The sequence below is a fragment of the Streptomyces sp. NPDC001890 genome, from assembly GCF_042891445.1.
Lineage (GTDB): Bacteria > Actinomycetota > Actinomycetes > Streptomycetales > Streptomycetaceae > Streptomyces.
This window is the reverse complement of record NZ_JBIATE010000009.1, coordinates 144,531-156,190: the sequence shown is the minus strand read 5'-3', so window position 1 is coordinate 156,190 and position 11,660 is coordinate 144,531. Positions and strand designations below refer to the sequence as shown.

The 11,660-nt window shown below is 73.3% G+C and carries 10 protein-coding genes and 1 riboswitch; of the genes, 8 read left to right on the top strand and 2 right to left on the bottom strand.

All coding sequences use genetic code 11. From position 1 onward, the window contains the following. Positions 1–13: 13 nt before the first annotated feature. The 6 genes from ACFYY1_RS23135 (at position 14) to ACFYY1_RS23110 (ending at position 6,972) form a co-directional block, all read left to right on the top strand. Positions 14–1,870 (top strand): acyl-CoA dehydrogenase, encoded by a 1,857-nt coding sequence (locus ACFYY1_RS23135; RefSeq protein WP_388588437.1) that lies wholly within the window; start codon positions 14–16, stop codon positions 1,868–1,870. A 260-nt stretch (positions 1,871–2,130) separates the two neighbouring features. Further along, entirely contained in the window at positions 2,131–2,409 is a 279-nt protein-coding gene (locus tag ACFYY1_RS23130; RefSeq protein WP_388588435.1) for an acyl carrier protein, read from the top strand. Beyond that, a complete protein-coding gene (locus tag ACFYY1_RS23125) occupies positions 2,406–3,629 on the top strand; it encodes a beta-ketoacyl-[acyl-carrier-protein] synthase family protein (protein WP_388588433.1) in 1,224 nt (407 codons plus the stop codon). The genes ACFYY1_RS23130 and ACFYY1_RS23125 overlap by 4 nt, the downstream gene beginning before the upstream one ends. Before the next feature lie 112 nt (positions 3,630–3,741). Next, positions 3,742–3,930: riboswitch (cobalamin riboswitch) on the top strand. Between the two features lie 62 nt (positions 3,931–3,992). Next, on the top strand, positions 3,993–5,033 hold the full coding sequence (locus ACFYY1_RS23120; protein WP_388588430.1) for an ABC transporter substrate-binding protein: 1,041 nt from the start codon (positions 3,993–3,995) through the stop codon (positions 5,031–5,033). Then, positions 5,030–6,121, top strand: a complete 1,092-nt coding sequence (locus tag ACFYY1_RS23115) for a FecCD family ABC transporter permease (RefSeq protein WP_388588427.1) — start codon at positions 5,030–5,032, stop codon at positions 6,119–6,121. Before ACFYY1_RS23120 ends, ACFYY1_RS23115 begins: the two co-directional genes overlap by 4 nt. Beyond that, the gene (locus ACFYY1_RS23110) at positions 6,118–6,972 is read left to right on the top strand and encodes an ABC transporter ATP-binding protein (RefSeq protein WP_388588424.1); all 855 of its coding nucleotides are present in this window, start codon (positions 6,118–6,120) and stop codon (positions 6,970–6,972) included. Before ACFYY1_RS23115 ends, ACFYY1_RS23110 begins: the two co-directional genes overlap by 4 nt. Before the next feature lie 127 nt (positions 6,973–7,099). On the opposite strand, the gene ACFYY1_RS23105 is transcribed toward ACFYY1_RS23110, so the two are convergent. Continuing rightward, positions 7,100–8,158, bottom strand: a complete 1,059-nt coding sequence (locus tag ACFYY1_RS23105) for a DUF2382 domain-containing protein (protein ID WP_388588421.1) — start codon at positions 8,156–8,158, stop codon at positions 7,100–7,102. A gap of 524 nt (positions 8,159–8,682) precedes the next feature. On the opposite strand from ACFYY1_RS23105, the gene ACFYY1_RS23100 reads away from it, so the two are divergent. After that, positions 8,683–9,267, top strand: a complete 585-nt coding sequence (locus ACFYY1_RS23100) for an adenosylcobinamide amidohydrolase (RefSeq protein ID WP_388588419.1) — start codon at positions 8,683–8,685, stop codon at positions 9,265–9,267. A 55-nt stretch (positions 9,268–9,322) separates the two neighbouring features. Then, complete coding sequence (locus ACFYY1_RS23095) at positions 9,323–10,231, top strand: NAD(P)-dependent oxidoreductase (protein WP_388588416.1); 909 nt, start codon at positions 9,323–9,325, stop codon at positions 10,229–10,231. 46 nt (positions 10,232–10,277) lie between these two features. Here the strand turns inward: ACFYY1_RS23095 and ACFYY1_RS23090 are convergent, their stop codons facing one another. Beyond that, positions 10,278–11,603, bottom strand: coding sequence for a sulfite oxidase (locus tag ACFYY1_RS23090; RefSeq protein ID WP_388588411.1), 1,326 nt, complete (start codon positions 11,601–11,603; stop codon positions 10,278–10,280). Between the last annotated feature and the right edge of the window lie 57 nt (positions 11,604–11,660).

Genomic DNA, 11,660 nt, shown 5'->3' with positions numbered 1-11,660 from the left:
CGTTTTATTTTCCATGACCGCAACGATCGACAGCCCCTCCGCAGAACGATCCACGGACCTCCTCACCGGTGTGCTCCTCGGCGGCAACTTCCGCCGGGAGCATGGCTTCTGGCAGCGGCTGATCAGTACCGAACCCTTCCGCCGCCCGGACCGCCGCTCGGCCGAGGAGCGCCTGGATCTGGCGTACGAGCGGCTGCGCGTCCTCAACGGCTGCCTGGACAGCGGTGCCCGGCTCGCCGCCGACCCCCGCGCCCTCGCGGCGCTGCACGAATGGCTGGGCCCGGTGGACCCGGCACTCACCACGGTGGCGGGCATCCACTACAACCTCTTTCTCGGCAGCCTCCTCGACCACGGGGGCGACGGCCACCGTGACCTGTCGGACTTCCTGCGGCTGCGGAGCATCGGCACCTTCCTCTGTACGGAGGTGGCACACGGCAACGACGCCGCGGCCGTCGAGACCACGGCCGAGTACGACCGTGAGCGTGACGGCTTCGTGCTGCGCACACCGCACGCCGGGGCGCAGAAATTCATGCCCAACACCAGCCCGGCCGGCGGCCCCAAGACCGGTCTGGTGGCCGCCCGCCTGCTCGTCGACGGTGCCGACCACGGGGTCTTCCTCTTCCTGGTGCCGCTCACCGACGACGAACAGGCCCTGCCCGGGGTGCGCGTCCGCACGCTCCCCACCCGCACGGGCAGCCCGGTGGACCACTGCCTGACCTCCTTCGACCGGGTCTTCGTCGGACGCGCCGCGCTGCTCGACGGGGACCACGGACGGATCGGTGCGGACGGGGAGTTCAGCAGCGCCGTCGACAACCGCAGGCGCCGCTTCCTCGCGTCGATCGGGCGCGTCACCTCCGGCAAGATCTCGATGACGGCCTGCGCGGTCGGCTGTGCGCGCGCGACGCTCGCGGTCGCCGTCCGCTACGGCGGCCACCGGTACATCTCGGGTCCCCGGGGCTCGCACCGGGTGCCGGTGATCGCCCACCGCAGTCACCACGGTCCGCTCGCCTCGGCCATGGCCACCGTGTTCGCGATGAGCCTGCTGCACCGCAGGGCCCTGGACCGCTGGGAACGCGGCGAGCGGCGGGAGGAGGCCGAGCGGCTGGTCGCCGTCGCCAAGGGGTGGATCACCTGGCAGGCCAGGTCCGTGATCGTGGAGTCCCGGGAGCGCTGCGGCGCCCAGGCACTCCTGGAGCACAACGGCATGAGCGAGCTCCTCACCGGGGTGGAGGGCGCCATCACCGCCGAGGGCGACAATCTGGCCATCCACGCCAAGGCGGCCGCGGAGATGCTCTTCGCCGCCGCACCGCCCGGACCCGGTCCTTCCCCCGGAGGCGGACCCGGTGATCTCGACGATCCCGGCTTCCTCGGCGGGCTGCTCGCGGAGCTGGAGCGGATCTGGTTCGGCCGGGCCCGGCGGCGGATCGGCCGCGCACCGCACGGCGATCCGCTGGCGCGGTGGAACGCGGCGTCCGGGCCCGCTCTGCGCGGCGTCGAGGCGCACGCCCAGCGGCAGGCGGCCGAGGCGTACGCGGAGGCGGTGGCCGCGCTGCCCGAGGGGCCCGCCCGCGACCGGCTCGGCGAGCTGGAGCGGCTCTTCGCGCTGGACCGGATCGCCCGCAACGCCGGTGATCTGCTGGCCGCGGGGCTGCTGACCGCCGACCAGGTCAACGGCCTGCCGGACCGGATGGAGGAGCTCATCACCACGGTCGCCGCCCACCTTCCCGAACTCGTCGAATCCTTCGCGCTGCCGCCGCAACTGCTCGCCGACTGGCCGATCGCCGGCGCCGACTACGTGGACGCCTACGACGATCCGGGAGCTTTCTGGCAGACCGACGGGGGCCGGGAAGCGGCTCGGGGCGAGCGGTGACGGCCATGACGAGGAAGGGAACAGCTGTGCGGAGCCGTCGGATCAGGGAGGCGGCCGGGGCCCTCGGGGTACGCGTTGTCCTGTTGGCCTTCTGGGGTACGGCGTCCGTCCTGGCCCGGTGGTGCGGGGAGCGCGGGGAGGACGGTGGCGAATCGGTTCGGCACAAGGCGTAACTGGAGGCACTCCTCCTAGTTGATTCGGCGTCGGGGCGGTTTCACCGCCGGCCCCGACAGCCGGACCGAATGATGGAGAGAAAGCTGATGAGCGCGATTCACCCCAAGATCACCGAGGTTCTGACACACACCTTCAAGGTCCCCGCAGCGGAGATCCACCCGGGCTCCACGATGGACAGCCTGGAGATGGACTCCCTCGCCGTCGCCGAGTTCGCCGTCCTCATCAGGGAGACGGCCGGCGGCGACCGGGGCTTCGACCAGTTCCCCAAGGACGCCACGCTGGCCGACATCACACGGTTCATCGACGCGGCGGCCGGCAGCGGCGCGCGGATGGGCGGCGGGGCAGCGATGAGCAACGCCCGATGAACAGGCCGGCCGTAGCCGTCACCGGCCTGGGCATGATCACCCCGGTCGGCAACGACACGGAGTCCACCTGGCGGGGTGTGTGCGCGGGAGCGTCACCGGCCCGTACCGTCGCCCAACTCGAAGGCTGCGCCATCGACTTCGCCTGCATGGTCGACGGCATCGACCTGGACGCCGCGATCGGTGGCAGGGCGTCCTTCCGCATGGGGAAGTACGTGAAACTCGCCGTGCTCGCCGCCCGGGAGGCGGTCGCCGACGCCGGGCTCGACCCGGCCCGGTGGGAGGGCAGCCGCGTCGCGGTGGTCGTCGGCACCAGCAGCGGCGGTTCCGCCTCGCTGACCGAGCAGGCCGTCGTGCTCGACCGGCTCGGCGCCGGGGCCACCTCGCCGTCGGGCATCCTGCTCACCATCCCGAACATGCCCGCCGCCGAGATCGCGATCCAGTTGCGGGCCACCGGCCCCAGCATGGCGCCGTGCACCGCCTGCTCGTCCGGCGCCACCGCGCTGTCCGTCGCCCGCGACCTGCTGGTCACCGGGCAGTGCGACATCGCGATCGCCGGAGCCACCGAGTCGATCGTCTACCCGGCGGCCATGGCCGCGTTCGCCAGGTCCGGGGCCGGGGCCCGGCGGGACGGCGACCCGGCCGGACTGTGCCGGCCCTTCGCGGCCGACCGGGCCGGCCTGGTCATGGGCGAGGGCGCGGCCGTCATGGTGCTGGAGCGGACGGACGACGCGCGGGCCCGGGACGCGGCCCCTCGGGCGCTGCTCGCCGGCACCGGCGCCACCACCGACGCCCACCACCCCATCAGCCCGCGCCCCTCCGGCAAGGTCGCCCAGGCAGCGGTGGAGGCCGCGCTGCGCGACGCGGGCTGGGCGGCCGAGGACGTCGAGCACGTCAACGCGCACGGCACGGCGACCCCGGTCAACGACGCCGTCGAGGCCGCCCTCATCGCCCGGGTCTACCCGCACCGGCCGCCCGTCACCGCACCCAAGGGCGTACTGGGGCACTGCATGGGGGCGGCCGGAGCGATCGAGGCCGGGCTGACCGTCCTCACGCTCCAGCGCGGAGTGGTCCCTCCGATCGCCAACCTGGATGCCCCGGCGCCCGAGTTCGACATCGACTGCGTCACCAAGCAACCTCTGCGGCGGCCCATCAGGCGCGCCGTCAGCCATTCCTTCGGATTCGGCGGCCACAACGCGGTCCTCGCCCTTCAGCGTCCCTGAGGGCCGTTCCGCAGGCAGCAGGCAGGTGGTGCGACGGGAAAACGGCCCGGCGTACCACCGGCCACCACCGCCCGTGAGCCGCACAACCGCCCGAGAACCGCACGGAGGCACGTGATAGCTTGCCGGGGCCAGTCAAACTCCACGTAGGGGTCAGGGAATCCGGTGTGAATCCGGAACTGACGCGCAGCGGTGAGGGGGACGGGCGGGGCCACGGCCACTGGGACCACCCTCGGGTGCCCGGGAAGGCGCCCCGTCCGAAAGAACCCGAGTCCGAAGACCTGCTGGCATCCTCGGTCCGGTTCCGGACCGGGGGACTCAGTACAACGGGCTCCGCGCATGGGCCCAGAGACGCAGAGGGACTCCGTGACGTCCATAGCCAGCCCCGTCCGCACCGTCGCCCTGTTCTCGGCGGGACTCGTCCTGCTGACCGCCTGTGGAGGCGGAGCCGGTCGGTCCGGCGCGAAACCGGGCCCCGCGGACGGATATCCGGTGACGCTGAAGAACTGTGGACGCACCGTCACCGTCGAGGCCGCGCCGCGCCGCGCCGTCCCGGTGGACCAGGGATCGACCGAGATCCTGCTCTCCCTCGGTCTCGCCGACCGGATGGCCGCCACCGCCACCTGGACCGACCCGGTGATGAAGGGCCTGGAGAAGGCCAACGCCCAGGTGCCCAGGATCTCGGACAACCGGCCGTCCTCGGAGAAGGTCCTCGACCAGGAACCCGACTTCGTCAGCGCCTCGTTCGCGTCGACCCTCGCCAAGGGCGGCGTCGCCCCCCGTGAACAGTTCGAATCGCTCGGCGTCCCCACCTATGTCTCGCCCGCCGACTGCACCGGCAAGGACAACAGCGGCGGCGGCGACGGAGCCCGTACCGCGCCGCTCACCATGGAGAGCGTCTACGGCGAAGTGCACGACCTGGCCCGGGTGTTCGGCGTACCGGAGCGCGGCGACGCGCTCGTGGCGCGGCTGCGGGACCGGGTGAAGAAGGCGACCGAGGGCATCGACGCCTCCGGCGCCACCCTCCTGTACTGGTTCTCCGACTCCAAGGCCCCGTACCTGGCCGGCTGCTGCGGAGCACCCGGAGTCATCACCGAAGCGCTCGGAGCGAAGAACGTCTTCGACGACACCCACGAGGAATGGCCCCAGATCAACTGGGAGACCGTCGCCGACCGCAACCCCGACGTCCTGGTCATCGGCGACCTGACCCGCAGGGCCCAGACCGCCGAGAGCGCCGCGAAGAAGATCGAGTTCCTGGAGTCCGACCCCGTCACCAAGAACATGGACGCGGTCAGGCACAAGCGGTACGTCCTGCTGAGCGGCCAGGCCATGAACCCGTCCATCCGGACGGTCGAGGGCGTCGAACACGTCGCCGCCGGGCTGCGCCGGTTCGGGCTCGCGGGATGACGCGGACCGGACCCGGCACGGCGGTGGCCGTGCCGACGGCCCCCACCGCGTCGGCGCGCACCACGACGGGCGTACGGCGGCTGCGCGGCGGGGCCCTGTGGGCCGGCGGCATCGCGCTGCTCTTGGGCTCCGTCGCGGTCGCCGTCACCATCGGCCCCGCCCGCGTCTCGGTGGCCGACGTCTGGTCCGCGGTCGCCGCGCACCTCGGCTGGGGGCGGTCACAGCTCTCCCCGATCCGGGACGGCATCATCTGGAACCTGCGCATGCCGCGCACCCTGCTGGCCGCGGTGTGCGGCGCCGGGCTCGCGGTCTGCGGCACCGTCATGCAGTCGCTGCTCCGCAACCCGCTCGCCGACCCGTTCGTCCTCGGGGTCTCCTCCGGCGCGTCCACCGGGGCGGTCGTGGTCGTCGTCCTCGGTGTCGGCGGGGGAGCGGTGTCGATCTCGACCGGTGCGTTCGTCGGGGCGCTCGGCTCGTTCGCCCTCGTGCTGCTGCTCAGCCACACCCTGGGCGGCACGACCGACCGGGTGGTGCTCTCCGGTGTCGCGGCCATGCAGCTGTTCTCCGCGCTCACCTCCTTCGTCGTGATGACCGCCGCCGACGCCGAGCAGACCCGCGGGGTGCTGTTCTGGCTGCTCGGCTCGCTCAGCGGGGTCGGCTGGAGCGATGTGTGGGTCTGCGCCGCCGTTCTCGCCGTGGCCCTGCTGGTCTGCCTGGGCCATGCTCGTACGCTCGACGCCTTCGCGTTCGGCCAGGACGCCGCCGCCACGCTCGGCGTCCATGTCGCGCGTACCCGGATCGTGCTGCTGTGCACGACCGCGCTGCTGACCGCCGCACTCGTCAGCTCGGCCGGCGCCATCGGTTTCGTCGGTCTGGTGCTGCCGCACGCCGCCCGTGCCCTCGCCGGTTCCGGGCACCGGCGGCTGCTGCCGGTCACGGCGCTGGCCGGAGCCGTGTTCCTGGTCTGGGTCGACACCCTCGCCAGGACGGTCCTCGACCCGCAGGAGGTGCCCGTGGGCGTGGTCACCGCGCTGATCGGTGTGCCCGCGTTCGTCCTGGTCCTGTACCGCACCCGGAGGACCGCATGACGGACGCGGCGGCAGCGGGGCTGCGTGCCGAACGGGTCAGCCGGACGGCGGGCGGCCGCCTCATTCTCGACGGGGTCGACCTCGCCCCGGGGCCGGGCGCCACGGTGGGGCTGCTCGGACCGAACGGTTCCGGCAAGTCGACCCTGCTGCGTGTGCTGGCGGGAGTCCTCGCCCCGGAGACCGGTGTGGTCACCCTCGACGGACTGCGGCTGGCCGACGCCGGCCGCCGCACCGTCGCCCGGCGGGTCGCGGTGGTCGACCAGCACGCCGTCACCCAGGTCGAGCTGAGCGTGCTCGACGTGGTGCGGCTCGGGCGCATCCCGCACCGCAGGGCCTGGTCGGCACCGGACCGGGCGGACGACGAGGCGGTACGCGAAGCACTCGCGCGGACCGGTCTGGCCGACCGCGGCGACCAGTCCTGGCACACCCTGTCCGGGGGCGAGCGCCAGCGCGTCCAGATCGCGCGTGCGCTGGCCCAGCAGCCGCGCGAGCTGCTGCTCGACGAGCCGACGAACCACCTCGACATCCAGCACCAGCTGGAACTCCTCGCGCTGATCGCCTCGCTGCCGCTCACCGGTGTGATCGCGCTGCACGACCTCAACCTGGCCGCGATGTTCTGCGACCGGATCGCGGTGCTGAAGGAGGGGCGGGTGGTGGCCGCCGGTACCCCCACCGAAGTGATCACCGAGGAGCTGATCGCCGACGTCTACCGGGTCGCCGCCCGCGTCACGCCGGACGGCCCGGACGGGCGGCCCTCGGTGCGCTTCCTGCCGGGGCGGCCCGCGGGGACGTGGCGTCCGGCGGCGGGAGCCACGAGGGCGGCCGGGCGTGACGAGAGCGGTCGGGCGTGACGAGGGCGGCCGGGAGCCACGAGAGCGGCCGGGCGTCACGCGAGCGGTCGGGCGGACCCCGGCACTGCGCGGGTCCGCCCTGAGAGCTTTCCGGTTGCGGCCGTTCGCCGCGGTGTGCGGTACGGGGTCAGCGGCGGCGCCCCCGGCCGAATTCGCCCCCGATGTCCTTGCCACCGATGTCGGTGCCGTCCGCGTAGTCGATCTGCTCCTTGCGGAGTTCGGCGGAGACCTCCTTCTGCTCGGTCACCTTCTTGGTCTCCATCCGCACCCGCTCGACGGCCACGGTCTCCTTGCGCGTGGTCGGGCGTTCCGCGTGCAGGGTGACCTCGACGTCCTGCTCGCGGATCGCGGCCCGTTCCGTCGTCTTCTCGCCGGGCTGGAGGGGCTCACGGATCAGGCGCACCTCTTCGTGCGTCACCGGCACGGTCCTGGTGACGTTCTCGGTGACGACGTACTTGTGCAGCCGGGCCCGCCCGCTCTCGTACTCCTCGGTGCCGACGTGGAGCTGCTCCTCGGAGCGGATCATCTCCTCCTTGCCGCCCAGGTCGGCGGACCGTTCGGAGCCCGCCCCGGCGCCGACGAGGGGCCGCGAGGTGCCGGCCGCCCCGGCGCCGCGGTGCCTGCCCTGGCCCGGACCGGATCCGGCGCCGGCCATGCCGGACGAGGTGGTCCGGGCCGTGCCCGTACCGGATGCGGTGGTGCCGGTCATGGCCGACTTGTCGGACCCGGTGGTGCGTCCGGCACCGGACGCACCCATGGCCCCGGCCGCTCCGGCGGCTCCCGCTGCTCCCATGGCCGTGGTGCCCGTCCCGGACGCCGTCGTGTTGCCCGTGCCCGGCCGGTCGCCGAGCTTCGCGGTGGTGTTCCTGGCGAGGCCGTAGTGCTTGTAGAGCTCTTCCTCCTCCGCCACGGACAGATGTGCGTCCGCGTCCACCCGGGGGGCGTCCTTGACGCGGTCCTTCGGATGCGAGATGTGCAGATCGGATCCGACGCGGCGGGCTCCGGCAAGCGGAACGAAACTCTCCTTCATGCCGAACAGGCCGGTCTTCACCGTTATCCAGTCCGGTCGGCCGGTGTTGTCGTCGACGTACACCCGGCCCACACTGCCGACCTTCTCGCCGTCGGTGTCGTACACCGTCAGGCCGTCGAGCTCTCCGGAATCCGTGAAACCGTCAGCGGCTGCCATGACCGATTCCTCCTCGTCCGGGCGCGTCCTGTGGCTGAGGCCATCAGAGGAGGCGCGTCCGCCTTCCATCGCGCCTCACCCGGATGGACGCTGCAACCGCCCGGGCCGCGAAGGCCGCCCGCCGCATGCTCGGCGGTTGGGCGGTGACCGCCTGCCACGGCGGTGGGCACCCCGTGCCCGCGTTAGGCCATTCGGGTGAAGGGGGAGAGGGTGTTCCGGGCGGCCCCCGATGTGCGGCGCGGCCTGCCCGGCCGCGCCAGGATTCTGATCGACGACCGGCGGGACGAGAGGTCTCACCGAGCGGCACCCGCACCAACTCCTCGTCCTGTGGACGGCGTTGTGAACACCGGCAACCCGCTTTCCGGCCGGTGTGGCACCGGCACATATGATCGACCGGCCAAGAGCCGACCGCCGTCCTGCCGCGCCACCGGGGGTGCCCCATCAGTTCCGTACGCATCCGGCTGCCCGAACAACGCGGTGAACTGCGGGCCCGGCGGGAGGACGGTGCACAACTGCACCATCTGGTGTGGCGACTCGGGCCGGGCTGGCGGGTGTGCGGCAGTGCCGTGCTCGGCGGCGGCATCGGCCCGCGCGACTGGATACTCAACGCCCAGGTGCCCGGCGGCTACCCGCGGCTGGATCCCGACCGGCACCTCGCCGAGATCGCCGCCGCCGAACATCTCACCGGACCCGGCGCCGGGCTGATGACCGCCGCCGACGTCACCGCGTACACGGTCGCGGCCGACGAGGGCGTGACGGCGACCGCCACCTGCGGACTCGGCGTACGCGGCTGGGCCGCAGCCCCGGCGGAAGGCACCGAGGGGCCGCCGCGACCGGGCACGATCAACATCGTCGTCACGCTCCCCGTGCCGCTCTCCGACGCCGCACTCGTCAACGCCGTCGCCACCGCCACCGAGGCCAAGGTCCAGGCGCTCCTGGACGCGGGCCTGGACTGCTCGGGCACCCCGACGGACGCCGTCTGCATCGCCGCTCCCACCCCGGGCCCCGCCCCCGCCGAACCCTTCGCGGGACCGCGCTCCCTGTGGGGCGCCCGACTCGCCAGGGCCGTGCACGCTGCCGTCCTCGAAGGCGCACTGCGGCAATCCTGAGAATCCACAGCGCCGCGAGCCGACCCCGGGCCCGGCCGACGAAGGGAGCCCCGTCATGACATCGAGCACTGCGGACGCCACCACGGGACGGCCGGTCGTCGCCGTCCTCGGCACCGGAATCATGGGATCGGGAATGACCCGGAGCCTGCTGCGGGCCGGCCTCGGAGTCCGCGCCTGGAACCGTACGCAGTCCAGGGCCGCCCCGCTCGCCGCCGACGGCGCCGTGGTCACGGAGACGGCCGAGGAAGCCGTACGCGGCGCGGATGTCGTCGTCACCATGCTCAGCGACGGCCCCTCCGTCGCCGCAGCGCTCGCCGCCGCGTCCGGGGGAGTGCACGAGGGCCAGATCCTCCTCCAGAGCTCGACGGTCGGGCTCGACGCCACCGCCGATCTCGCCCGGCGCGCCGCCGACCTGGGCCTGGTATATCTCGACGCGCCGGTCTCCGGCACCAAACAGCCTGCGGAACAAGGGGCGTTGACGGTCTTCGTCGCCGGTCCGTCCGCCGCCCGCGCGGCGGTCGACCCGGTGCTGGACGCGATCGGGCAGCGTACGGTCTGGGTCGACGAGGCCCCGGGAGCGGCCTCCCGGCTGAAGCTCGTGGTCAACACCTGGGTGCTCACCATGGTCAACAACATCGCGGAATGCCTCAACCTCGCGGAAGGGCTGGGCATCGACCCGCGGACGTTCCTCGACGTCATGAAGGGCGGCCCGCTGGACTCCGCCTATCTGCAGGGCAAGTCCGCCGCCGTGCTCTCCGGTGACCTCACCCCGAGCTTCACCCTGTCCACCGCGCTCAAGGACACCCGCCTGATCCTGGACGCGGCGCAGGCGTCGGGGGTGCGGCTGGACCTCGTCGCGGCGTCGGCCGACCGGTTCGCACGGGCCGAGGCGGCGGGACACGGCGGCGAGGACATGATCGCCACCTACTACGCGGGCCGGGCCGCGGAGCGGGACGGCGACTGAGCCGCCCCGCACCGCGCTGCACGGGCGGTGCCGGTGCCCGGAGCCGTCAGACGACCCGCACCTCGTGCCGGACCACGGCATCGAAGAGATAGCCCTGCGTGTTGTGGACGGAGGTCTCGGGCTGGGTACGGCCCGTCCGGTCCGTCGCCCGCGCCAGCAGGACGGCCGGCCCCGGGGCCTCCGGCACCCAGTCGGCCGACCAGCGGACCCAGCTCCCGCTCCTCGGCTGATCACGCAGCCGGGCGCGCCGCCACCGGACACCCCCGTCGGTGCTGACCTCGACCGTGCGCACGGGTGCCCCGCCCGACCACGAGCGCCCCGTCAGCACCTGGCGCCGGCCTGCCGGGAACGACGCCCCCGGCGCCACCTCGAACGCGCTCTTCAGCGTCTGCCGGGTCAGCGGCGCACTGCCCTGTGGCGGATAGCCGGGGCCGAACAGCCGGTAGAGCCCGGTGTTCCAGGGGGAGACCAGGGGCTCCGCGCTCACCTCGATGTCACCGACCCACTTGATGCTGGCGACGCCCACCCAGGACGGCACGATCAGCCGCACCGGATGGCCGTGGTCGGGCGGCAGCGGCCGGCCGTTCATCTCGTACGCGAGCAGCACGTCGTCCAGGGCCTTCGCCACCGGCAGCGGCCTGCGCACCCGCCCCAGCCGGATCCCGTCCGCGACCACCTCGTCGTCCAGGCCGCGCGGCAGCACATCGACCGCGTCCCGGCCGAGGCCGGCCCGCCGCAGCACATCGGAGAGCCGCGCCCCGCGCCAGCGGGCCGTCCCGATCGCGCCCAGGGTCCAGGCGGTGCCGCTCACCTGCTGGTTCTGCTGGGTCGCGTAGAAGCTGCGGGCGTTGCCCGCGCACTCGACGAACGCGGTGCGGGTGACCGCGGGCAGGGCACGCAGCTCGTCGTACGTGAACTCCACGGCGGGGCCCGTCAGTCCACTGCCCCACACGGTCAGCCGCCAGGCCGCCGCGTCGATGCGCGGGGTGACGGTGTGATTGCGTACGAAGAAGCGGTCGGCCGGGGTGAGCAGCCCGGTCCGGCGCAGCGCCGCGAAGTTCGTCTCGGCGTTGGTGCCGCGCACGGTGAACACCTCGGGCGGCAGCGGTTTCACGATCCCGGGTGCGGACGGTGCGGACGGTGCGGACGGTGCGGACGGTGCGGACGGTACGGACGGTACGGACGGGGCACCGGCGGCGGGCGCCGCGGACGCGGGCGCGGCGAGCCCGGCCAGGGGCCCGGCCGCCGAAGCCGCCGCCAGCAGCCTCAGCAGATCCCGTCGGTCGATCCCGGCGGACCGCGCGGTACCTCGTGACCACTGACGCAGCCGTAGCTCGTCGTAGGCGGCCTCGGAGGGCGGAACGGATCTCATGGGCAACTCCAGGGGACGAGGAGGAGAGCGAGGACGACCGGACGACGACGGCACGTC

Bases quoted from the DNA above. Each gene is read 5' to 3' on its own strand.
- ACFYY1_RS23135 (WP_388588437.1), top strand. From the start codon at position 14: ATGACCGCAACGATCGACAGCCCCTCCGCAGAACGATCCACGGACCTC.
- ACFYY1_RS23130 (WP_388588435.1), top strand. From the start codon at position 2,131: ATGAGCGCGATTCACCCCAAGATCACCGAGGTTCTGACACACACCTTC.
- ACFYY1_RS23125 (WP_388588433.1), top strand. From the start codon at position 2,406: ATGAACAGGCCGGCCGTAGCCGTCACCGGCCTGGGCATGATCACCCCG.
- ACFYY1_RS23115 (WP_388588427.1), top strand. From the start codon at position 5,030: ATGACGCGGACCGGACCCGGCACGGCGGTGGCCGTGCCGACGGCCCCC.
- ACFYY1_RS23110 (WP_388588424.1), top strand. From the start codon at position 6,118: ATGACGGACGCGGCGGCAGCGGGGCTGCGTGCCGAACGGGTCAGCCGG.
- ACFYY1_RS23105 (WP_388588421.1), bottom strand. From the start codon at position 8,158: ATGGCAGCCGCTGACGGTTTCACGGATTCCGGAGAGCTCGACGGCCTG.
- ACFYY1_RS23095 (WP_388588416.1), top strand. From the start codon at position 9,323: ATGACATCGAGCACTGCGGACGCCACCACGGGACGGCCGGTCGTCGCC.
- ACFYY1_RS23090 (WP_388588411.1), bottom strand. From the start codon at position 11,603: ATGAGATCCGTTCCGCCCTCCGAGGCCGCCTACGACGAGCTACGGCTG.